General features: G+C 59.7%; 22 protein-coding genes. 16 read left to right on the top strand and 6 right to left on the bottom strand.

The window, feature by feature from the left end; genetic code table 11:
* Positions 1-6: 6 nt before the first annotated feature.
* The 5 genes from GPK89_RS03345 to GPK89_RS03325 all read left to right on the top strand — a co-directional run bounded on the left by GPK89_RS03345 (position 7) and on the right by GPK89_RS03325 (position 4,624).
* Complete coding sequence (locus tag GPK89_RS03345) at positions 7-1,452, top strand: nicotinate phosphoribosyltransferase (protein ID WP_215691573.1); 1,446 nt, start codon at positions 7-9, stop codon at positions 1,450-1,452.
* Between the two features lie 253 nt (positions 1,453-1,705).
* A complete protein-coding gene (locus GPK89_RS03340; protein WP_215691572.1) occupies positions 1,706-2,101 on the top strand; it encodes a putative ABC transporter permease in 396 nt (131 codons plus the stop codon).
* Positions 2,102-2,472: 371 nt separating this feature from the next.
* A complete protein-coding gene (locus GPK89_RS03335; RefSeq protein WP_215691571.1) occupies positions 2,473-2,610 on the top strand; it encodes a hypothetical protein in 138 nt (45 codons plus the stop codon).
* Between the two features lie 329 nt (positions 2,611-2,939).
* Positions 2,940-3,959, top strand: coding sequence for a glycosyltransferase family 2 protein (locus GPK89_RS03330; RefSeq protein WP_215691570.1), 1,020 nt, complete (start codon positions 2,940-2,942; stop codon positions 3,957-3,959).
* An 11-nt stretch (positions 3,960-3,970) separates the two neighbouring features.
* A complete protein-coding gene (locus GPK89_RS03325; RefSeq protein ID WP_215691569.1) occupies positions 3,971-4,624 on the top strand; it encodes an HAD family hydrolase in 654 nt (217 codons plus the stop codon).
* A gap of 36 nt (positions 4,625-4,660) precedes the next feature.
* Here GPK89_RS03325 and GPK89_RS03320 read toward each other — a convergent pair whose 3' ends face one another.
* The 4 genes from GPK89_RS03320 to GPK89_RS03305 all read right to left on the bottom strand — a co-directional run bounded on the left by GPK89_RS03320 (position 4,661) and on the right by GPK89_RS03305 (position 9,452).
* Complete coding sequence (locus GPK89_RS03320; RefSeq protein WP_215691568.1) at positions 4,661-5,545, bottom strand: MerR family transcriptional regulator; 885 nt, start codon at positions 5,543-5,545, stop codon at positions 4,661-4,663.
* A gap of 80 nt (positions 5,546-5,625) precedes the next feature.
* Positions 5,626-7,266, bottom strand: a complete 1,641-nt coding sequence (locus GPK89_RS03315) for an ABC transporter ATP-binding protein (RefSeq protein WP_215691567.1) — start codon at positions 7,264-7,266, stop codon at positions 5,626-5,628.
* Positions 7,250-8,992, bottom strand: coding sequence for an ABC transporter ATP-binding protein (locus GPK89_RS03310; RefSeq protein ID WP_215691566.1), 1,743 nt, complete (start codon positions 8,990-8,992; stop codon positions 7,250-7,252). Before GPK89_RS03310 ends, GPK89_RS03315 begins: the two co-directional genes overlap by 17 nt.
* Positions 8,982-9,452, bottom strand: a complete 471-nt coding sequence (locus tag GPK89_RS03305) for a MarR family winged helix-turn-helix transcriptional regulator (protein WP_215691565.1) — start codon at positions 9,450-9,452, stop codon at positions 8,982-8,984. The genes GPK89_RS03310 and GPK89_RS03305 overlap by 11 nt, the downstream gene beginning before the upstream one ends.
* Positions 9,453-9,607: 155 nt before the next feature.
* Here GPK89_RS03305 and GPK89_RS03300 point away from each other — a divergent pair, with 155 nt between their 5' ends.
* The 6 genes from GPK89_RS03300 to GPK89_RS03275 all read left to right on the top strand — a co-directional run bounded on the left by GPK89_RS03300 (position 9,608) and on the right by GPK89_RS03275 (position 14,208).
* Positions 9,608-10,210 (top strand): Type 1 glutamine amidotransferase-like domain-containing protein, encoded by a 603-nt coding sequence (locus GPK89_RS03300; protein ID WP_215691564.1) that lies wholly within the window; start codon positions 9,608-9,610, stop codon positions 10,208-10,210.
* A 205-nt stretch (positions 10,211-10,415) separates the two neighbouring features.
* Positions 10,416-10,808, top strand: a complete 393-nt coding sequence (locus GPK89_RS03295) for a hypothetical protein (protein WP_215691563.1) — start codon at positions 10,416-10,418, stop codon at positions 10,806-10,808.
* Between the two features lie 34 nt (positions 10,809-10,842).
* A complete protein-coding gene (locus GPK89_RS03290) occupies positions 10,843-12,198 on the top strand; it encodes a CCA tRNA nucleotidyltransferase (protein WP_215691562.1) in 1,356 nt (451 codons plus the stop codon).
* Positions 12,195-12,575 carry a holo-ACP synthase gene (acpS, locus tag GPK89_RS03285; protein WP_215691561.1) on the top strand — a complete coding sequence of 127 codons (381 nt, stop codon included), beginning with the start codon at positions 12,195-12,197 and terminating at the stop codon, positions 12,573-12,575. Before GPK89_RS03290 ends, acpS begins: the two co-directional genes overlap by 4 nt.
* Positions 12,576-12,688: 113 nt before the next feature.
* The gene (locus GPK89_RS03280; protein WP_215691560.1) at positions 12,689-13,777 is read left to right on the top strand and encodes an acyltransferase family protein; all 1,089 of its coding nucleotides are present in this window, start codon (positions 12,689-12,691) and stop codon (positions 13,775-13,777) included.
* 53 nt (positions 13,778-13,830) lie between these two features.
* Positions 13,831-14,208, top strand: coding sequence for a type II toxin-antitoxin system PemK/MazF family toxin (locus GPK89_RS03275; RefSeq protein ID WP_215691559.1), 378 nt, complete (start codon positions 13,831-13,833; stop codon positions 14,206-14,208).
* A gap of 295 nt (positions 14,209-14,503) precedes the next feature.
* Here the strand turns inward: GPK89_RS03275 and GPK89_RS03270 are convergent, their stop codons facing one another.
* Together GPK89_RS03270 and GPK89_RS03265 are read right to left on the bottom strand one after the other, a co-directional pair.
* Entirely contained in the window at positions 14,504-15,199 is a 696-nt protein-coding gene (locus GPK89_RS03270; protein ID WP_215691558.1) for an LrgB family protein, read from the bottom strand.
* Complete coding sequence (locus GPK89_RS03265) at positions 15,192-15,551, bottom strand: CidA/LrgA family protein (protein WP_291232394.1); 360 nt, start codon at positions 15,549-15,551, stop codon at positions 15,192-15,194. The genes GPK89_RS03270 and GPK89_RS03265 overlap by 8 nt, the downstream gene beginning before the upstream one ends.
* A gap of 192 nt (positions 15,552-15,743) precedes the next feature.
* Between GPK89_RS03265 and GPK89_RS03260 the strand changes: the two genes are divergently transcribed.
* The 5 genes from GPK89_RS03260 to hisC all read left to right on the top strand — a co-directional run bounded on the left by GPK89_RS03260 (position 15,744) and on the right by hisC (position 20,886).
* Entirely contained in the window at positions 15,744-16,169 is a 426-nt protein-coding gene (locus tag GPK89_RS03260) for a hypothetical protein (protein WP_215691557.1), read from the top strand.
* A gap of 265 nt (positions 16,170-16,434) precedes the next feature.
* Entirely contained in the window at positions 16,435-18,018 is a 1,584-nt protein-coding gene (gene hisG / locus GPK89_RS03255; RefSeq protein ID WP_215691556.1) for an ATP phosphoribosyltransferase, read from the top strand.
* Complete coding sequence (gene hisD, locus GPK89_RS03250; protein ID WP_215691555.1) at positions 18,015-19,301, top strand: histidinol dehydrogenase; 1,287 nt, start codon at positions 18,015-18,017, stop codon at positions 19,299-19,301. Before hisG ends, hisD begins: the two co-directional genes overlap by 4 nt.
* The gene (locus tag GPK89_RS03245; protein ID WP_215691554.1) at positions 19,298-19,825 is read left to right on the top strand and encodes a transposase; all 528 of its coding nucleotides are present in this window, start codon (positions 19,298-19,300) and stop codon (positions 19,823-19,825) included. The genes hisD and GPK89_RS03245 overlap by 4 nt, the downstream gene beginning before the upstream one ends.
* On the top strand, positions 19,822-20,886 hold the full coding sequence (hisC, locus tag GPK89_RS03240; RefSeq protein WP_215691553.1) for a histidinol-phosphate transaminase: 1,065 nt from the start codon (positions 19,822-19,824) through the stop codon (positions 20,884-20,886). Before GPK89_RS03245 ends, hisC begins: the two co-directional genes overlap by 4 nt.
* Positions 20,887-20,898: the final 12 nt, after the last annotated feature.

The raw sequence follows: 20,898 nt of genomic DNA, 5'->3' as shown, positions 1-20,898 counted from the left end.
TCTACCATGTTGGATGTAAAACGCAATTTGACCACTATGACCGATTTCTATGAGCTGACCATGTCGGCGGGCTATCTGGATGAGGGATATGTTGACAAGATCGCCGTCTTTGATATGTTCTTCCGCCGTGTGCCGGATGGCGGCGGCTACGCCATCATGGCGGGCCTGCAGCAGTTCATTGACGCCGTGGACCACCTGAAATTTACCGCCGAGGATATCGACTACCTGCGCTCCACGAAGGCGTTCGGCGAGAAATTCCTCGACTATCTGAAGAATTTCAAGTTGCACTGCAACATTTGGGCCATTGAGGAAGGTATGCCCATCTTCCCGCAGGAGCCGATCGTCACCGTCGAAGGCCCGGCCATCGAGTGCCAGCTGCTGGAAACGCTGCTGCTCGTCACCTTCAACCACCAGTGCCTGATTGCCACCAAGGCAAACCGCATCGTGCGCTCTGCCGCAGGCCGCCCGGTCATGGAGTTCGGCGCCCGCCGCGCCCAAGGGTATGACGCCGCCTATTTCGGCGCACGCGCCTCTTATATCGGCGGCTGCGGCTCCACCTCCTGCGTCATGGCCGCCCGCGATTTCGGCATCCCGGCCTCCGGCACCATGGCCCACAGCTGGGTGCAGATGTTCCCGACTGAGTATGATGCTTTCAAGAAATACGCCGAGATGTACCCCGACGCCTGCGTGCTGCTGGTGGACACCTACAATGTGCTGCGCCACGGCGTGCCCGATGCCATCAAGGTATTTGATGAGGTCTTGAAGCCGATGGGCAAGCGCCCGAAGGGCATCCGCATCGACTCCGGCGATATCGCCTACCTGTCCAAGAAGGCCCGCAAGATGCTGGACGAGGCCGGCTACCCCGACTGCACGATTTGCGCATCCAATTCTCTGGATGAGTACATCGTCCGCGACCTGATTTTGCAGGGTGCCCGCGTGGACAGCTTCGGTATCGGCGAAAACATGATCACCGCCAAGAGCGACCCTGTGTTCGGCGGCGTGTACAAGCTGGCCGCCGTGAAAGAGGACGACGGCAGCTACACGCCGAAGATGAAGCTGTCCGAATCCGCCGAGAAAATGACGATCCCTTGCCTGAAAAAGGTTTGGCGTATCTACGACGAGGACGGCAAGGCCATGGCCGACCTCATCACGATGGCCGATGAGCAGGTCGAGACCCAGCACGGCATCACGCTGTTTGACCCCATCGAGACGTGGAAGGAATGCACCTACGTCAACTGCACGGCTCGCTGCCTGTCCACCCCGATTTATGAGAACGGCAAGCGCGTCTACAACTCCCCGAGCCTGGATGATATCAAGAAGTTCTGCAAGGCCCAGGTGGGCACGCTGTGGGACGAAGTCAAGCGTTTTGAGAACCCGCACCGCTACTACGTCGACCTGAGCCAGAAGCTGTGGGATACCAGAAGCACACTGCTGAAGAAGCTGTCGAAGTAAAAAATCTCCGGCTTCCCCCTTGGGGGAAGCTGCCGCCCGCAGGCGGCTGATGAGGGGCAGGCTTACCAATACCGTCCGTTTACGGGTCGCCGCGGAAACGCAACCCCTCATCCGTCTGCGGGCAGGGCCGCAGACACCTTCCCCCAAGGGGGAAGGCATTTCTTCCCAAAAACTTCCACCATCCTTACAAAACGGTTACAGCCCGCGCCCCCTGCACATACTGTTGCTAACAGCTTGTGCAGGGGGATTTTGTATGTTGGAACGTCTTTCTCTGTTTTGTCTGGGCGGCGGGGCCTATGCCGCACTGGAACTGGCCTGGCGCGGCACCACCCACTGGACGATGTTTCTGGCGGGCGGGGTCTGCCTCTGCCTTTTGCAGGCACTGGCCGCCGGGCCGCTGCCGCTGGCGGTCGCGGCGGCCCTGGGCGCGGCGGGCGTCAGCGGGCTGGAGCTGGCTGTGGGCGCGGTCTGCCGCCGCCTTTTGCATATCGCCGTCTGGGATTATGCCGATGAGTGGGGCAACCTGGCGGGCCTGGTCTGCCCGCGCTACACCTTTTACTGGTTTTTGCTCTGCGGGTGGGTCGTTTTCGTGCTACGGGGCGTTGAAAGTACCGTTTATCACCCTCAAAAATCGGTACAGAAGAGTTAAAGTCCAAATTATCGTACTTTCCGTCTGGTATAATAAAGACATACCAGATAAGAAAGGCGATACATACCATGACTCAGCAGTTCAGATACGTCGGCGGCCACATTGAAGTCTTTTCCGAGAGCGGCGAGTTTCTCTTCTCGGCTGATACCATGCAGGAGGCATGGGAGGAATTGTCCGCGTGATGCGTACAGTCGCAACGTGCATATGTACAGTTTGCCGAAATAGTGGAATATATACAAATAACTTTTGTAAGTTTGTACAAAATGCAGCTTGCAAAAGTCAGATCTTTCGCATATAATAAAGACAGAACAAGGGAAGCGGAAAGCCTCCCAAACTACTTGCCCTACACTAGGAAAGGAGACGGGGTTACAATGTTGAAGCTGCACACTTTGGCCGAATGGATGCACGGTTTTCTGGATCCGGAACGGCCCTACGGTCTGCCGGAGGATGTCTACAATGATGTGATCCCTTCGGGCATCCACAATTTCAACCGCAACGATCTTTTTTAAGACCTCTTTTTAACCCTCGCCCCCGGCGCGGCCCGCAAGCCCCGCGCCGGGGGTATTTTTTTGCAATAATGCGGCACGGTGAATCGTACTATATGTAAAGCCTTCCCCCAGAGGGGGAAGGTGGCCGAGCGAAACGAGGTCGGATGAGGGGCGCACTTGCCGCAGCCACCCACAAATGGGCTATTGCGGGGCATCTGCCCCTCATCAGTCCGCTTCGCGGACAGCTTCCCCCTAGGGGGAAGCCTTTTCACAAAACTTTCCCTTGTTTTTTTCGTCAAAACGCGGTATCCTATAATAAGTATATTATGCCTTTTAAAAAGGAGCTTTTTATGAAACTCATCACCTTTACCGTGCCGTGCTACAACTCGGCCGCTTACATGGATCATTGCATCGAGACCCTGCTCACCGCAGGCGAGGATGCCGAGATCATCCTTGTCGACGACGGCTCCAAGGACGACACCGGCAAAATTGCCGACTCCTACGCCGAAAAATACCCCACCATCGTTCGCGTCATCCATCAGGAGAACGGCGGCCACGGTGAGGGCGTCAACCAGGGCATCCGCAACGCGACGGGCGTCTATTTCAAGGTCGTCGACTCCGACGACTGGCTGGACACCGACGCGCTGCAAAAAGCTCTGGCCGAGCTGCGTGCCCACCTCAACGACGAGCATCCGCTTGATTTGATGATGGCGAACTACGTCTACGAGCACGTTGCCGATAATACGCGCAACATCGTCGATTACAAGGGCATCCTGCCCGAAGGCCGCGTTTTTACCTGGCAGGAGATCGGCAAGTTCCCGCCGAACAAAAACATCCTGATGCACAGTGTCATCTACCGCACCGAGATCCTGCGCCAGAGCGGCATGGAACTGCCCAAGCACACCTTCTACGTCGACAACATCTTTGTGTACCAGCCGCTGCCCCAGGTCAAGACTATCTACTATATGAACCTTGACCTCTACCGCTACTTCATCGGCCGCGAGGATCAGAGCGTCAACGAGGCCAACATGATCAAACGCGTAGATCAGCAGCTGCGCGTCACCCGCATCATGATGAATGCTGTGGACGTCTACGCCCTGCCGCCGGAGCAGAACAAGCTGCGCGCCTATATGCTGAACTATTTCTCGATGATGATGGCGATTTCCAGCATCTTCCTGACTTTGGACGGCAGTAAGGAGGCGCTGGCCAAGCGCAAGCAGCTGTGGGACGACCTGAAAGCCCACGACGGCCACCTGTACCGCCGCTGCCGTTTCTCGGTAGCCGAGGGCTGCAACCTGCCCGGCTGGCTGGGCAGCAAGATCAGCATTGGCGGCTACCGCATTGCCCAAAAGCTGTTCAAATTTAACTAAAAAGGATTTTTATGCGCAATTACGATGTTATTTTGTTTGACCTGGACGGCACGCTGACCGACTCCGCGCTGGGTATTTTGAACTCGGTACGGTACGCCTGCCGCAAGCTGGGGCTGGAAATCCCCAGCGAAGCCACACTACGCAAATTTTTGGGGCCGCCGCTGATCGACTCGTTCCGCACACTGGCAGGATTGAGCGACGCCGAGGCCGACCACGCAGTCAGCGCGTTCCGGGAGTATTTTCCCACGAAAGGCATTTTTGAAAATGAGGTCTATGACGGCGTCCCGGCCCTGCTGGCCGATCTGAAAGCCGCCGGGAAAACCGTCATCATCGCCACCAGCAAGCCTGAGGACTTTGCCAAGCGCATTATGACGCACTTTGATTTGGCGCAGTACTGCGATTTTGTCTGCGGTGCCACAATGGACGAGACGCGCACCGACAAGGCTGAGGTCATTGCCTACGCGCTGGAAACGGCGGGCATCACTGACAAGAGCCGCGTCGTCATGGTCGGCGACCGCGAGCACGACGTGGTGGGTGCCAAGAAGAACGGCCTGCCGTGTATCGGCGCTGTCTACGGCTACGGCTCTGCCGAGGAGCTGACCGCCGCCGGGGCCACCGCTCTGGCCGACACGGTGGACGAGCTGCACAAACTGCTGCTGGGATAAATCAAATGGGAGACAGCCCGCGCTGTCTCCCATTTTTTATTGGTCCCGATCGTTGTAGTAGAGATACCACCCGCGGAAGCCGTACCCGATGCCAAGAGCGCCCAGCACCAGCAGCATAGCCGCCTTGTCGGGCCAAAGCGGCATATTCCGGGTGCAGACCCAGACCACCGCCAATGCAAGGCATACAAGCACCGGCAGACCGTAGTGCAGAAATCTCTGCACTCGCAGCCGCTTCGGGTCGCCCTCCACCGCCAGCGCCGATGGATCGCACACCTCACACCGCACCCGCAGTATCGGGATATTGCGCACATGGCTCGAATACCGCACGGCCCTGTACTCAATGCCATCCAGCATAAAATGCGGGGTCATGCTCTCCCTGCTTATGGTCACATCCACGCCGTTTTCGTCTGCCCACGCCAGCAGTGCTGCCGTAAAGTCCTGCGGCGTGCCGATGGCGGTGTCCGGCGTAAAGGTAAACTGCCGCTTATGCTCGGCAGCCGCCATCTTCCGGTAGTCCTGCACCCAGCCGGTAAACCAGCCGCCCGCCGGGGCAGGGGAGTCCATCCGTGCCAGGCAGTCGTCCACATCCAGCTCTGCCGCCGTTCGGCCGTCGGCGGCCAGCTCCGTGCAGAAGGCTGCGGCCGCTGCCAGCTTTTGCTGCTCGGCCTCCAGCTGTCGGCGCTGGCGTTCAGCAGCCTCGGTCAGCGGCAGTGTACCGCTCAGCACCGCGCGGATATCCTCCACTGGCATATCCAGTGTGCGCAGCACACGAATCAGTTTCAGCGTCCGCACATCGGCATCCGTATAGATACGGTAGTCGTTCTCTGGGTTGCGTGCCGGGGCCAGCAACCCCGCCTGCTCATAGTAGCGAATGTTCCGCGCCGATACGCCCGACGCATCCGCTGTCTGCTTGATGTTCATAACATCACGCTCCTTTCCCGGTCATCGTACACCCTGCACCCACTGGAAGGTCAAGGGTTTTTCCGAAAACAGGCGAAAAATCATAACATTTTAATTTCTACCGTCCGCCCGCCCAGGCTCTCATAAATTCTGTGGGACACCGACAGTACCGTGCGGCCCTCGGACGCCCGGCGCAGGGCTTCCAGCACGCGGGCTTCCGTCTCAGCGTCTAGGTTCGCGGTGATCTCATCCAGCAGCAGTACAGCGGGGTCTGCGGCGGCGGCGCGGGCGATGGACAGCAGCTGCCACTCGCCCTGGGAGAACATCCCCTCGCTGCACACGGTATCGTACCCCCCGGGCATGGCCGCAATGGCTGCGTCGATGCCCGCCAGTTTCGCGGCGTTCTTTGCCATTACTTCTGTAATCTGCGGGTCGCCCAGCGTGATTTGATCCAGCACCGTGCCGGGCACGCGGGCGAAGTGCTGTTCCACGCAGCTGATGCAGGTGCGGCGCTCACGGTCCTTGATGTCTGCCACATTCACGCCGCCGATCGTAACCGTACCGCTCTCGGGCGGGTACAGCCCCAGCAGCAGCTTAAACACGGTGCTCTTGCCCGCACCGGTGCGGCCCACCAGCGTGACCTGCTCGCCCTGCTTGACGGTCATCGAGAAATCGTTCAGCACGTGCTTTTCTCCATAGCCGAAGGTCACGTGGGCCAGCTCCACGTCACCCCGGGCGGCTTTGGTGCGTTCCGCGGGGATCGTGCGTTCCGGCTGCGCCAGAAATGCGTCAATGCGCTTGACACCCGCCATGGCGGACTGGATAGTCTGGATCTCCATGCCCAAGCTTTCAATGGGCGCAAAAATACGCGATATGTAGTTAATAATGGCCACCGAAGTACCAACCGACATACCAAACAGCGCCAAAGCCGTGCCGTTGCCCGACGCCGAGAGCAGCATAACGATACCCACCACCACGGCGTTCAGCGTCAGCACAGCGGGGGAGTAGATGGCATCATAGAAATTCGTGCGTTCCATCGCGGAATAGCTGTCTGCAATGCGCTGGTCATAGCGGCGCTCCATGTAGGCTTCCATGCCCAGTGCGCGAATCGTGCGGATGTTGTGCAGCGTCTCGGGCACCTGGCCGGAAACGGCGGCCACAGCGCGGCGGTTGTCCAGCTGGGCGGCCAGCATCCGCTTTTGCACACGGCGGGTGAACACCGCAAACAGTGGCATCACCAGCAGAAAAATCAGCGCCAGGCCGGGATTTTTTACAAAAATGACCGCCATGATAGAAATGATGCGGCAGGCGTCCGCCACCATGCTGATGATGCCCGACGTGAACAGTGCCTCCACCGTGTCCACATCGCCGGAGAACCGCGCGGCCACCTCGCCGGGGTTCTGATCCACCAGCGTGGCGGCGGGCAGCCGGGTCAGCTTGTGGGACATTTCCGAGCGCAGCGCGTGGGTCATCTTCTGACCAAAAACGACCAGCAGACTCTCCTGCGCACTGGATAAAACACCCTCCAGCGCCAGGCTGGCAAAGTAGGCCAGCACGGCCCAGATCGTCAGCGGCAGGCCCGCCGTCAGACGGTCGATGCAGCGTGCCAGCAGCAGCGGCGGCAGCAGCGACGCCGCAACCGACGCAGCCACGCACAAAATCACGCCAACTGTCAAAAAACAGTGTGCCATGGCCGCCGTGCGCAGGGCGGCAGCCACACCGTTTTTATTGCTCGTTTTCATTTTGCTGCCCTCCTGTCTGGCTTTCGTACAGCTGGCGGTACGCGGGGACCGCCGCCATCAGCTTGTCGTGGGTGCCCACAGTGGTCTTTCCATCCTCCATAAAAACCACCTGCCGCATCTGCGGGAAGTGGTACAGCCGGTGGGAAATCAGGAACACGACTTTATCTTTGGCGTAGGTCTGCAAATTTGCAAACACGGTATCCTCGGTATGGCGGTCCAGCGCCGAGAATGGGTCGTCCAGCACCAACACCGGGCGGGGGTGGGCCAGCGTGCGGGCCAGCGCCAAACGCTGGGCCTGCCCGCCGGAAAGCCGCGTACCGCTGGGGCCGATGACGGTATCTCGGCCCTGCTCCATGGCCCGCACCTCGCCGTCAAGCGCGGCGGCGGCCAGATAGGGCGCGGTGTCCTGCGCACCGCCGCAGAGGACGTTATTTTTCACGGTGTCGGCGCTCAGCTCTGGGTCATGGCCCAGGTAGCCGACCGTGGCGGAGATTTGCCGCGGTGTCAGGTTCGAGAACTCTTTGTCCCCGAACTTTGCCGAGCCGCCGTAGGGCGCTTCACACAGGAACACACGCCCCAGCGTGGATTTACCGCAGGCGACCGGACCGGTGATGCCGATGATATCGCCGGGGTGCGCCGTCAGAGTAAGCCCTGCAAAAATCGGTTCGTCGGCGTAGGCGAAGGAGAGGTTTTTCAGCGTCACGTCGGCGGGGGCTGGGACCTCCAGCGGGGCCAGCTGCTCCGGCAGCTTCATCAGCGGCTTGATGCGCCGCCAGGAAACTTCGGCTTTTTGGACGGAGTTGAAGAGCTTTGCAACTTTCGATGACTTGACGACCAGTTTCGTGAAGCAGGACAAAAACGTCGTGAACGCGGCAATATTCCAGGCGCACCAACCGGTGCCCAGGACGTTCTTCGCGCCGAACCACAAGATAAACAGCACGCCCGCCTCGGACACAGCCAGGTAGAGCGGCGGCAGCGCCGACTGCCAGACATTGCTGCGCACGGCGGTCCGCTCGTAGTTTTTCAGCACATCCTCGTACCGTTCCTCGCGGGCGGTCTCACAGCCGTAGTTGCGGTAGGTCGCGGCGTTCCGGGCACGATCCAGCGTGGCGGCGCGCAAAGCGCCCGCTGCCTTTTTGTAGGCCGCCCCTTCGCGCTGCACCGGCTTTTTCATCCCAGCGGCGCAGACGTAGGAGACCGGCGTAAACAACAGGCTGAGCAGTGCCAGCCGCCAGTCATACACCAGCAGCATGACGATGTAGCCCACCAGCGCCACGCCGGTGTCGAACACCTCGGTCGTGAATTTGCGCATTCCTTCGACGCAGTCGTCCACATCGGAGATGGCCTTGGTCATCAGCTCGCCCGCGCCCTCTTTTTCCAGCGCGGCGCGGCTCTGGCGCACAAGGTTGGCGTAGAGCACGCCCTTCATCCGGCGGTTGATGTTGTTGGCAAAGCGTCGCACGTAAAACCGCTTAATGAACCGCGCCGCCTGCACCAGCAGCGTGACGAGGATGTAAGCCAGTACGAGCATCGCCATGGCGGACGCTGCCGCGTTGCCGCCCAGAATGTCGGCCAGGCATTGGGCCAGCCGCCCCTCAAACCAGGGCGCGGCCAGCAGACCGATGTTGTAGATAAGGCCCGACACCGTGACCAACACCAGCGGCAGCCACTCGATGCGGAAATAGTCGCCGATTTTGTCCGGGCGGAATTGTTTTTCACGCTTCATCGTCTGTCTTGCACTCCCTTTGGAAATGCGGGAACCCCGCGCGGCTCTCGGTCTTGGACCGATGGTACAGCTTATCCAGCGTTGCCGCAAAGGCAGCGGCCTCGTCGGCGGGCAGCGCGGCGGTCAGGTACTCATAGAAGGCCGCCTCGATCTCTGCCTTCGAGGATTTCAGGTTCTCAGCCTTCCCGGTCGGGTACAAAAACTGGCTGCGCCGATCGTTGGGGGCATCTTCGCGGACAAGATAGCCCTTGGCCTCAAGGTTTTTCGTGCGCCTTGCGATGGCCGCCTTGTCGGCGTGCAGCAGCTCGGCCAAGGCCGCCTGGGTGCAGCCGGGGTGGTGGCGCAGGGCGTGGATCAGGTCGATTTCCGCCGTGCCCACACCCTGTTCCCGCAGGGTGCAGAGGACGAGTTTTTCGGCCTCACGCGCAATTTTTGTGATTTTTCGTTCGGTAATGTCCATAGACGCCTCCCGGGCTTCAGAAAGATGTACCTACATCGTTGTACCTACAACCATTATAGCCCGGTTTTGCGCCGTGTCAATAGAGTGGCGCACAAGGTCTGGATATGGTATACTTAGAACTATAAATCGAAATTTATATATAAAGGAGAATATTGATGAAACTGTTTTTATGTTCGCACTTTTCAAGTGTAGGAAGTCTGATAAAGGAAGAAATTGAAAATAAAAAAGTCGCATTTATTCCAACAGCTTCGCTGCGTGAAGGCTACACCGGTTATGTCGGCTCGGCTCGAAAATTATTCAAAAAGTTGGGAGCAATCGTAACTGAAATTGATATTTCAACGGAGGCTTATTCAACGATACAGTCTGTTTTTGAAGATGCGGATGTGATATATTTTACCGGCGGAAATTCTTTTTTCCTTATAGACCAGCTCCGTAAAACGGGAACGGATGAGCTGTTGAGGAAAGAATTGGCAAAGGGAAAACTGATGATTGGTGAATCGGCAGGTGCGATTATATGCGCTCCAAGCATCCAATATATCGAGCAAATGGATGAAAAGCCGGAGGACTACTCACAAGAAGATGATGCAGGGCTTGATTTGATTGATTTCTATGTTCTTCCGCATTATCTTACAGCACCATTTAAGAAAGTTACCGAGAAAATAATGACTGAGTTTTCGGATTTGAATCTATGCCCAATTAACAACCGTCAGGGAATTGTAATTGATGGTGAACGTTCAAAGGTTATTTGCAAAGACTAATTTGAAAATTCCAGTTTGTAGTGGCAGGGGCGTCGAGGCCGCCGCCCCCTACAAGAATACCGTTGTACGAAAGGCGAGGTGCGGCGGCCAGGGGACTGGCCGCCCTGCTTTTTTATTTTCGGGACATACCTCTAAAATCCCTATACCCAAATTGCAAAAAATGTGCTATACTGTTTTCATATATTATGTAAAAGAGGGAATTACCATGTACAAACCCGGTGACGATAAATTGGAAGTCCGCGAACTGCTGGTCAAGGCGTTCGCCAGCGCGTGGGAGGTCGGCGACAAGACCGTTGACCGCGACACCTACATCAATTCCAGCATCAATGTGATCGACTCTCTGCAGGTCGGCCCTGAGATGATCTACGGCGAGGAAGGCCAGGGCCTGCTGGACGCCGAGCTGGACCACCTGCCCGACCTGCTGCGGGCCGACGGCGCATGGGTCTACTACGCCGTGCCCGCCGAGAACTACTTTATCCTGACCTGGATGGAGGACGCCGAGAAGGCCGCCGCCAAGGTCGATTCGCTGAAGGACGAGGACGACAGCCTCGCCTGCATCGTGGATTTGACCCAGGAATGGACCCACACCGAAGAATAACCGCCAAAAACGCCACAAGAGGGGAGGGGAACGCATGAGCCGCGATACGATACGCCTGCCGCACGACGCCTACTGGCTGCTGCAAACGCTGCGCGCTGCCGGGCACAGTGCCTACGTGGTGGGCGGCTGCGTGCGCGACAGCCTGCTGGGCCGTATGCCCGGCGACTGGGACATCTGCACCTCCGCCCGGCCCGACGAAATGCGGGCGCTGTTCCACGACCAGCGGATGATCCTGACCGGCGAAAAGCACGGCACGGTCGCCGTCATTTTGCACGGCAAGCCCTACGAAATGACGACCTACCGCTTAGACGGAAGCTACCGCGACCACCGCCACCCCGACAGCGTGCAGTTTGTGGACGATTTGGCCGAGGATCTGGCGCGGCGGGATTTCACCATCAACGCCATGGCCTACGCCCCCGGCGAGGGCATCATTGATTTGTACGGCGGCCGCCGCGATTTGGCGGCAGGCATCGTGCGGTGCGTCGGCACACCTGCCGACCGCTTTGCCGAGGACGCGCTGCGCATTCTGCGGGCGCTGCGGTTTTCCGCCAAGCTGGGCTTTGCGCTGGATGCCGCCACCGCCGAAGCTGCTTTCACCGCCCGGGAGACACTGCACACCGTCAGCGCCGAGCGGCTGTATTCCGAACTGGACGGCCTGCTGCTGGCCCCCGGCGCAGGGCAGACTTTGGCACAATACGGCGAGATTTTAGGCGGCGTTGTGCCGGAGATCTTACCCTGCATCGGCTGCACGCAGCCCGGAAAATGGCATTGTTACGACGTTTGGCAGCATTCAGCCGCCGCCGTGGCCGCGCTGGATCTGCGCGGCCAGGACACCCGCGGCGTGCGGGTGCTATGCTGGGCCACCTTTTTACACGACATTGCAAAGCCTTTGTGCCGCAGCGTCGGGCCGGACGGCGCGGCGCATTTCAAGGGGCACAACCAGCGCGGGGCACAGCTGGCGCGGGTCATTCTGCGCCGCTTAAAAGCGCCCGCCTACCTGATTGACGGCGCGGTGGGGCTGATTGCCGTACACGACGCACCGCTGCCTGCCGACGATGCCGGGATTTTGAAATTGCTGAACCGCAACGGCGCGATTTTCCTGCGCCGCCTTTGTGTGCTGAAATACGCTGACCTGGACGCCCACGCCAGGACGCCGGAGGTCGCCGCCCGCCGCGCTGATGTAGCGGCCTTTGAGCACCGCATGGACGAACTTGCCAAGACCGGCTGCTACTCCATGCGCCAGCTGACCGTGAACGGCGCGGATTTAATGGATGCCGGCATCCCCGCCGGGCCGGACGTCGGCGCGACCCTGCAAATGCTGCTGACTGCCGTCATGGAAGGAAAACTGCCCAACGAGCGGGAAGCACTGCTGAAAGCGGTGATTTCATGATTTTGGGCGTCGGCATTGACCTGTGTGATGCAGGCCGCATGGAAAAAAGCATCACTCGGCAGAGCTTTCTTGACCATGTGTTTGCCCCCGAAGAACAGGCCCTGCTGGCCGCTTTGGGGGATAAGCACCGGGCCGAGACTGCCGCCGCGAACTTTGCTGCGAAGGAGGCCTTTTTGAAGGCCGCTGGCACCGGCCTGGGCGGCTTTGCCATGCCCGAGCTTGCCGTGCTGCGCCAGGAAAGCGGCGCACCGTACTTTGCCCTGACCGGCGCTGCCGCCGCCTGGGCTGCGGAGCAGAATTTGACTGTGCATGTCAGCTTGAGCCATGAACGTGGACTTGCGAGTGCAGTGGTGATTCTGGAAACAGGCGCCCTGTAGGGGCCGGACTTGTCCAGCCCTCGGCTTTCCCGCAAATACGCTCCTATTTATAGGCCGCGGGCCTGGTATGTCCGGCCCCTACAATTTTGCTGTCATTTTTCAAGGAGGTTCCCATGCCCGGCAAGACCCAGCGCAGCAGCAATTTAGAATTGCTGCGCATCCTGTGTATGCTGCTCATCATCGGCGACCATCTGACCGGGCAGGGCGGCATTGCGGACTATACCACGCTGCCGTCCTCCTTCGCATTCTGCCTCATCGGCTGCGGGTCGCGCATTGCGTGCAGCGTGTTCATCCTCATCGGCGGATGGTTTTTGTGCGAACAGCCGTACAAAACACGCCGCCCGCTCTCGCTGTGGCTGTCGCTGTGGCTCTACACGGTGCCCGTCACGCTGCTGTGCAGGCTCGCCGGGCTGGATGTCTCCCTCGGTGCGCTGCGGTGGGCGGCGTTCCCGGCCTCGACCCGGCAGCTATGGTTTATCTCGGACTATCTGCTGCTGTTGCTCTGCGTGCCGCTGCTGAACCGCGTACTGCGTGGCCTGCCGCGCACCGCGCACCGGGGGCTGTTGGCCGTGCTGGCCGTTCCGATGATCCTCTACCCGACGCTTTTCGGCGAGAACGGCATCGTCAGCGACACTGCCTGGATGTTTTTGTATGAGTACCTGCTGGCCGCCTACCTGCGCCGCTATCCCGAAAACCGCCTGGCCCGCCTTTTGCAAAACCGCGCGGCGGCGCTGGCCCTTGGGCTGGGGCTGCCGCTGGTCAACACGGCCATCCGCGCTGTGCTGGAAACGCGCGGTCTGACCGACGGCAAGGCGTTCCAGTACGTGGCCTACTACCGCACGGCGCTGGGCGCACTGCCCAACCTGCTGGCCGCGCTGGCGCTGTTCTACCTGTTTAAAAATTTGGATCTCGGCTGTGTGCGGTGGGTCAACGCCCTGTCCGGCACGACGCTGGGCGTTTACATTCTGCATCAGGTGCCCGCGTTCCGCAACTTTTTGTGGAACGGCCTTTTGCAGGCCCAGGCGCACCACAGCTCGGTGGTGTACACGCTGTTCGCGATTTTTGCCGTGCTCTTCGGGTGTGCGGCAGTGGACGCCGTGCGCACCCGGCTGGTGATGCGGCCCTTGGAAAACACCAAGCTGTTTACAGCGCTGTGTGAAAAAGGCGATGCCCTCGCTGCAAAAATCACGGCGGATGATTAAAAAGACCTCCCTCTGCTTATACTTTGAGTAACAAGCAAAGGGAGGTTTTTCTTATGGAAGTCCACCGCGGAGAGGTTTTCTACGCCGACTTAAGCCCGGTCGTCGGGTCCGAGCAGGGGGGCATACGGCCGGTACTTATCATCCAGAATGAGATCGGCAACCGGCACAGTCCCACGGTCATTGCAGCAGCCATCACGAGCCGCCAGGACAAAAACCGGCTGCCCACACATATCAGCGTGCGGGCCGACCGCTGCGGCCTGGCGAAGGACAGCATCATTTTGACCGAACAGATTCGCACCCTCGACAAACGCCGCCTGCGGGAGCGGGCAGGTATCATCCCGCCCGACGATATGCGCCGCGTAGATGAAGCGTTAGGGGTATCCATGGGACTGGAAAGCGCGGATGTGCACACGGATACCGGGTATTTTTGAGAGTATCGGCTAAAGGATAAACGGCAGGCTCCCGGGAGGCAGCTTTCTTTTGGCCGCAAAAGAAAGCTGGCAAAGAAAACTGCCGCTGTTGCGACGTGGTGCGGGGTTGTGAGTCAGGGGCCACAGTTGAGCGAAGCGAAACTGGGGTGGCGAACAATGTTTGCCCCTGTGGGGCAAACAACCGCAAGAGCGGGTTTGCGGAGCAAACTGGCGGCGCTCGTTGTGCGCCGCCAAGCGGGACCCGCGCCTCGGGGGCGGCGTCCTCGACGCCCCGCCTCTTTCCCTTATCGCCCCTTTACGGCAAAAAATTTGCCGCCACCGGGGCCAGGATCGCGGTCATGATACCCGCAACCGCAATCGCAAGCCCGCTCATGGCGCCTTCGACCTCGCCCATCTGTAAGGCTTTGCTCGTGCCGATGGCATGGGCCGAGGTGCCCAGTGCCAGCCCCTTGGCCAGCGGGTCTGTAATATGGCAGACCTTGCAGACCGTCTCACCCATCAGGCTGCCAACAATGCCGGTCAGAATGATGACCGCGCCCGCCAGCGCCGCCGCACCGCCCAGCGTCTCGGCCACATCCATGCCGATGGCCGTCGTGACCGACTTGGGCAGAAAGCTCACCGCATGGGTGCGCTCGATTCTCAGCACCCACGCCATCGCCAGCACGCTGCCCAGGCTCGTCAGCACACCCGCCGCAATGGCCGCAAAGATCGCGGCCAGGTTCTTTTCCAGCAGCTCCCATTTTTCATACAGGGGGATCGCCAGGCTGACCGTGGCAGGCATCAGCAGCCAGCTGATGGGCTGGGCGCTGGATTTATAGTCGGCGTAGGGCACGCCGAAGCAGCTTAAAAACACGATGACGAAGATGCTGCCCATCAGCAGGGGATTGAACAGTGCCTTGCCAGTCTTGCGGTTGACCCAGACGCCCGCCGCGTAGGCCGCCAGCGTCGCCAGCACGCCCCAGCTGCCGCATTGCTGCAAAAATTCAGCCATTTTTGTGCTCCTTTCTGCCTGCGCATTTCTGCGCGACCATGCCGGTCACGGCCATGACCAGCGCCGTGATGGGCACGATAGCCAGCACGGCGGGCAGCAGCAAATCCATAAGCTGGCTGCCCAGCTCCACAACGCCGGCCGCCGCCGGGACGAACAGCAGCGGGAAGATGCCGGTCAAAAACAGCCCGGTCTCCCGCACCTGGTCGAGCTTGAGCACGCCTGTTTTCAGCGCCGCGACCATCAGCAGCAGGCCGTACACGCTGGCCGGGATGGGCAGCGGCAGCACCACCGCCAGAACCTCGCCCGCCAGGCAGAACGCCGTGATGCGGGCAAACTGGAAAATATACTTCACCTTATTAGACCCTCTTTTTGCAAAATTCCTGTACATCATACCACACCGCTCCATTTTCGACAAGTTGTACATTGTATGAAAAGCGTCCACTTTTTCCCACCTGTGTTGTAGGATTCGGCACTTGTATTTTGGAAACGATTGTGGTATACTAACCGCAAACACAAGATTTTTACTCGAAAAGAGGTTTTGACCATGTCTTTACTGAAAAAACTGGCCGGTTTGGCCGTGGGCGCCGCTGCTGTGGGCGCTGCCGTTTATGTTCTGCAGAACCGTGCGCATCACGACGACGAGTACGAGCATATTTGGGGTTCGGAGGACGAGGTCGAGCCTGAGACCGATTCCGCCGAGCCCGCTGACGATGCGTCCGCTGTGGCTGAACCCGCCCCCGCCGCACCTGAAGAACCTGCCGTCCCCGCCGAGGAGGAAAAGCCCGAGGAACCTGCGGAAGTTGAAGAGACCCCCGCCCCGAAGGCTGCCGACTACGACACCCCCAACGTGAACCCGGTCGAGCTGGGCCACACGGAGGCCCCCCGCACGGCGGACGGCAAGATTGACCCCACCCAGATCGTTGACCCCGCTGTGGCAGGCGACTGGGAGGAGCAGGGCTGCAAGGGCTGATACACCAAACGCGCAAGGCGCATCTTTGTTTTATGGCAAAGGTGCGCCTTTTTGTATTTGTTGCTGCGGGATCGCGCCGCGGCGGGCATGGGACTGCCCGCCCTACACAAGTGCCACGGCCGTAGGGCGGCCAGTCCTCTGGCCGCCGCACCGTAGCCGCAATTTCCGCGCACAAATGTCCGCGATTTTACTACAAAAGCACTTTACAACTTTACCGCGCTAAAGTATAATAGAATTTGTATTGGACGAGAGAGGTAGGAACGTTATGGAAATCGAACTCAAGAGCTTCACCCCCGCCGAGCAGGCGACTTTCCGCCTGCGTGCCCTGTACGAGGGCGCAGGCTACCGCAAGTACCGCGCATCCCGGTTTGAGGAATACGCCCTCTATCAGGAGTATCAGCGCTTCCTGCCGGATTCCCAGGTCATCACCTTCACTGACCTGGACGGCAAGCTGCGCGCCATCAAGCCCGATGTGACGCTGTCCATCGCCAAGACGGCCCAGCCCGCAGCGGGGGAGTGCAAGCGCTTTTATTATAATGAAGAAGTCTGCCGCCCCAGCCGCGAGAGCCACACCTTCCAGACCATCCACCAGATGGGTCTGGAGAGCATGGGCGCAGTAGATGCCGACGAGCAGGCCGCCGTGGTGCGGCTGGCCCTGCAAAGCCTGGCCGCACTGGATGTGCCCACCGTGCTGGAAGTCAGCCACATGGGCTACCTGACCGGCCTGCTGGACGCGCTGAACGTCCCCGCCGAGGCGCGGGCCAGGCTGCTGGACTTCCTGCGTGCCAAAAACGCCCACGAACTGCGCACTGCTGCGCTGGATACCGGGCTGGACGACACCGCAGCCGCCGCACTGACTGGGCTGCTTGACCTGCACGGCCCTCTGGGCGCGACGCTGACGAAAGCCCGCGCCGCTTGCCTGTGCGACGCCCAGCGCAACGCCCTGGAAGAATTGCAGGTCCTGCAGAACGCCCTGGGCGAGGATGGCCGCGGCACCCAGCTGGATCTGAGCATGGCGGACGAAATGGAATATTACAACGGCCTTGTGTTCACCGGGTACGTGGCGGGCATCCCCCGCGCGGTGCTCAAGGGCGGCCGCTACGACTACCTGATGCAGCGGTTCACCCCCGGCGCAAACGCCATCGGCTTTGCGATGTACTTGGACGAGCTGGAACGCTTGGCCGCGCCGCTGCCCCCGGTACAGCAGCAGGGCGGCGAAAAGACCTGGCTGAATATTGCGCTGCCGAAGGGCCGCTTGGGCGACAAGGCCTACAAGCTGCTGGCGGGTGCCGGGTACAGCGCCACCGAGGATTACAACGACACCCGCAAGCTGGTGGTGGAAAACCCCGACGCCTGCGTGCGGTACTTCCTCGTCAAGCCCAGCGACGTCGCCATTTACGTGGAGCACGGCGCGGCGGATATCGGTATCGTGGGCAAGGATATCCTGACCGAGTCCGGCGCGGATGTGTATGAACTGCTGGATACCGGCATGGGCAAATGCCGCATGTGCGTGGCTGGCCCCGCGAACTTTGCTGACGACGAAAGCCGTGCTTTGCGCGTTGCTACGAAGTTTGTCAACATTGCCCGCGACCACTACGAGCGCCGGGGCCGCGACATTGACATTATTAAATTGAACGGCTCCATTGAGCTGGCCCCGATTTTGGGCCTGTCCGACGTCATCGTCGATATCGTCGAGACCGGCACGACCTTACGTGAAAATGACCTGACCGTGATTGAGGAGTTCATGCCGATCTCGGCGCGGTTTATCGCCAACAAGGCGAGCTACAAGTTCAAATACGCCCAGCTGACCGAGCTGCTGAATAAAATGAAGGAGGCTCTTGCAAAATGATCCGTCTGTATGACTTTGATGAGGTACGCCCCGAGGAAATTTTGAACCGTGATATCCGCGCCGAAGCCGACGTGGAAGCCACCGTCGACGCCATCATCGCGGATGTCCGCGCCCGAGGTGATGCCGCTTTGATCGAGTACGCCGCCAAGTTCGACCACGCCGAGCTGACCGACGTCCGCGTCAGCCAAGAGGAGATTGACGAGGCCTTTGCCGAACTGGAAAAGACCGACCCGGAGTTCATCACAACGCTGAAGATGGCCGCTGAGAACATCCGCCACTTCCACGAGCAGCAGCTGCACAAAAATTTTGTCGTCAACGACAGACCCGGCATTGTGTTGGGGCAGAAGTACACCCCCATCCAGCGGGCGGGCGTCTACGTGCCGGGCGGCACAGCGGCGTACCCCTCGACCGTTTTGATGGATGTCATCCCCGCCAAGGTCGCGGGCGTCAAGCAGATCGTCATGACGACCCCCGCAGGCAAGGACGGCAAGGTGAACCCCGCCATTCTGGCGGCGGCGGTCATTGCGGGTATTGATTTGATTTTCAAGACCGGCGGTGCGCAGGCCGTGGCCGCGCTGGCCTACGGCACCGAGAGCGTGCCCGCCGTGGATAAGATCGTCGGCCCCGGCAATATCTACGTTGCAACGGCAAAGCGCAAGGTGTTCGGCAAGGTCGGCATCGACATGATCGCCGGACCGTCGGAGATTCTGGTTCTGGCTGACGGTACCTGCAACCCCGCCTGGGTCGCGGCAGACCTGCTCAGCCAGGCCGAGCACGACAAGCTGGCCAGTCCGGTGCTCGTCACCGACAGCTGGGATCTGGCTAAGGCCGTGCAGGCTGAGCTGGAAGTGCAGATCCCGCAGCTGCCCCGCGCCGCCATTGCCCGCGCCAGCGTGGACACGAACGGCAAAATTATCGTCACCGACGATATGAACAAGGCCATCGAGGCCGTGAACATCATCGCGCCGGAGCACTTGGAAATTTGCGTTGACGACCCGTTTGCCGTACTCAACTCTGTGCAGAATGCCGGCAGCATCTTCTTGGGGAAAAATGTGCCCGAGGCACTGGGCGACTACTTTGCCGGCCCGAACCACACGCTGCCTACCAGCGGCACGGCGCGGTTCTCCAGCCCCTTGGGCGTGGACGATTTCGTCAAGAAGTCGAGCTTTATTTATTACACCCGCGAAGCTCTGGGTGAAGTCCAGGGCCGCATCGCCAATTTTGCCGAGCACGAGGGGCTGCACGCCCACGCCAAGAGTGTGACGATACGGTTTGAGGAATGAGTTTACCGAAGCGGAAATCCAACCGTTTGCCTCAATTTGATTATGGCACAGTTGGCGCGTATTTTATCACGATTTGTTCCCGGGATAAAGCAAAAGTTTTCGGCCGTGTCGTAGGGGGCGGCGTCCTCGACGCCCCGCGCACGCTGCCGTCGCCGCACGGTAAAATTGTTATCGCGCAAATTGAAGCCATGGAAAATTTTTACCCGGATTTGCAAATTGAAAAATTTGTGGTCATGCCAAATCATATTCATTTGATTATTGCAGTCACCCAAGGCCCGTCCGGGGCGTCGAGGACGCCGCCCCCTACAACCGTGCGTGCCAATCAATCCGTTCCGGCATTTGTTTCCACGCTCAAACGTATGACAAACCGCACAGCTGGCACGCAATTATGGCAGCGCGGATATTATGACCACATCATCCGCGACCAACTCGACTATGACACCATCTGGCGCTACATCGACGAAAACCACGCCAAATGGCATCTTGACCAATTCTACATACCGGATGGGGAGGATCACCCATGAGCCGTTATTTTACCAAAACCCTTGCGTCGCTGGAGCCTTACACCCCCGGCGAGCAGCTCAAAATCGCTGACATCGTCAAGCTCAACGCCAACGAAAACCCGTATCCGCCCGCGCCCGGCGTGGCGGCGGCGGTGGCGGCGGCCGTGCCCGGGCTGCGGCTGTACTCCGATTTGACAAACGGCGACCTGAATGCCTCCATTGCCAGGCATTGGGGCGTGCGCCCGGAAAACATCCTCTGCGGCAACGGCAGCGACGAAAACCTGCTGCTGGCGCTGCGGGCCTTTTGCGATGAAAATACGCCGCTGGCCTTTGCCGATGTGACATACAGTTTTTACACAGTGCTGTGTGATTTACTGCACATCCCGCAGCACGTCATCCCGCTGGAAAGTGACCTGACCATCGACCTTAAAAAGTACTGCGGCCTGCATGAGACGATCGTCATTGCCAACCCGAACGCCCCGACAAGCCTGCTGGCCCCGGTGGACGCCATCGAGGAAGTGCTGAAAACGAACCCCGACAACATCGTCATTGTGGACGAGACCTACGTCGAGTTTGCGCCCGCCGGGTCGAGCTGCCTGCCGCTGCTGGAAACCTACGACAACCTCGTCATCACCCACACCTTCTCCAAAACCCACAACCTGGCGGGGGCGCGGCTGGGCTTCTGCATCGCGCGGCCCGAGCTGATTGCCGATATGAACCGCGTCAAGTTCAGTTACAGCCCCTACAATGTCAATTCCATGACCCAGGCGGCGGGTGTGGCGGCCATTTCCGACGAGGCCTATTTTGCCGATGTAACAGCAAAGGTCATTGCCGAGCGCACCCACACCACCGACGAGCTGCGCCGCCGCGGTTTTACCGTGTTTGACTCTGCCACGAACTTTTTGTTCGCCACCACCGATCGGATGCCCTGCAAGGAAATTTTTGAAAAGCTCCGCGCCCGCGGCATCCTCATCCGTCATTTCAACGCGCCGCGCATCTCGGATTACCTGCGCATCACCATCGGCACACCCCAGCAGATGCAGCGTTTCTTCGCAGCGCTGGATGAGATTTCAGGGGTTTAAGGGGTCGATCTT

The organism is Gemmiger formicilis, assembly GCF_018784445.1.
Taxonomy (GTDB): Bacteria; Bacillota; Clostridia; order Oscillospirales; family Ruminococcaceae; genus Gemmiger.
Note: the sequence above shows the minus strand (reverse complement) of the source record. Positions and strands in the feature narration are given on the sequence as shown.

What these genes read in the sequence shown, in the direction of transcription:
- acpS (WP_215691561.1), top strand. Translation starts at nt 12,195, where the DNA reads ATGATTTTGGGCGTCGGCATTGACCTGTGTGATGCAGGCCGCATGGAA.
- GPK89_RS03325 (WP_215691569.1), top strand. Translation starts at nt 3,971, where the DNA reads ATGCGCAATTACGATGTTATTTTGTTTGACCTGGACGGCACGCTGACC.
- GPK89_RS03320 (WP_215691568.1), bottom strand. Translation starts at nt 5,545, where the DNA reads ATGAACATCAAGCAGACAGCGGATGCGTCGGGCGTATCGGCGCGGAAC.
- GPK89_RS03275 (WP_215691559.1), top strand. Translation starts at nt 13,831, where the DNA reads ATGGAAGTCCACCGCGGAGAGGTTTTCTACGCCGACTTAAGCCCGGTC.
- GPK89_RS03300 (WP_215691564.1), top strand. Translation starts at nt 9,608, where the DNA reads ATGAAACTGTTTTTATGTTCGCACTTTTCAAGTGTAGGAAGTCTGATA.
- GPK89_RS03340 (WP_215691572.1), top strand. Translation starts at nt 1,706, where the DNA reads ATGTTGGAACGTCTTTCTCTGTTTTGTCTGGGCGGCGGGGCCTATGCC.
- hisG (WP_215691556.1), top strand. Translation starts at nt 16,435, where the DNA reads ATGGAAATCGAACTCAAGAGCTTCACCCCCGCCGAGCAGGCGACTTTC.
- hisC (WP_215691553.1), top strand. Translation starts at nt 19,822, where the DNA reads ATGAGCCGTTATTTTACCAAAACCCTTGCGTCGCTGGAGCCTTACACC.
- GPK89_RS03270 (WP_215691558.1), bottom strand. Translation starts at nt 15,199, where the DNA reads ATGGCTGAATTTTTGCAGCAATGCGGCAGCTGGGGCGTGCTGGCGACG.
- GPK89_RS03305 (WP_215691565.1), bottom strand. Translation starts at nt 9,452, where the DNA reads ATGGACATTACCGAACGAAAAATCACAAAAATTGCGCGTGAGGCCGAA.
- GPK89_RS03295 (WP_215691563.1), top strand. Translation starts at nt 10,416, where the DNA reads ATGTACAAACCCGGTGACGATAAATTGGAAGTCCGCGAACTGCTGGTC.
- GPK89_RS03290 (WP_215691562.1), top strand. Translation starts at nt 10,843, where the DNA reads ATGAGCCGCGATACGATACGCCTGCCGCACGACGCCTACTGGCTGCTG.
- hisD (WP_215691555.1), top strand. Translation starts at nt 18,015, where the DNA reads ATGATCCGTCTGTATGACTTTGATGAGGTACGCCCCGAGGAAATTTTG.
- GPK89_RS03260 (WP_215691557.1), top strand. Translation starts at nt 15,744, where the DNA reads ATGTCTTTACTGAAAAAACTGGCCGGTTTGGCCGTGGGCGCCGCTGCT.
- GPK89_RS03315 (WP_215691567.1), bottom strand. Translation starts at nt 7,266, where the DNA reads ATGAAAACGAGCAATAAAAACGGTGTGGCTGCCGCCCTGCGCACGGCG.
- GPK89_RS03345 (WP_215691573.1), top strand. Translation starts at nt 7, where the DNA reads ATGTTGGATGTAAAACGCAATTTGACCACTATGACCGATTTCTATGAG.
- GPK89_RS03335 (WP_215691571.1), top strand. Translation starts at nt 2,473, where the DNA reads ATGTTGAAGCTGCACACTTTGGCCGAATGGATGCACGGTTTTCTGGAT.
- GPK89_RS03330 (WP_215691570.1), top strand. Translation starts at nt 2,940, where the DNA reads ATGAAACTCATCACCTTTACCGTGCCGTGCTACAACTCGGCCGCTTAC.
- GPK89_RS03280 (WP_215691560.1), top strand. Translation starts at nt 12,689, where the DNA reads ATGCCCGGCAAGACCCAGCGCAGCAGCAATTTAGAATTGCTGCGCATC.
- GPK89_RS03245 (WP_215691554.1), top strand. Translation starts at nt 19,298, where the DNA reads ATGAGTTTACCGAAGCGGAAATCCAACCGTTTGCCTCAATTTGATTAT.
- GPK89_RS03310 (WP_215691566.1), bottom strand. Translation starts at nt 8,992, where the DNA reads ATGAAGCGTGAAAAACAATTCCGCCCGGACAAAATCGGCGACTATTTC.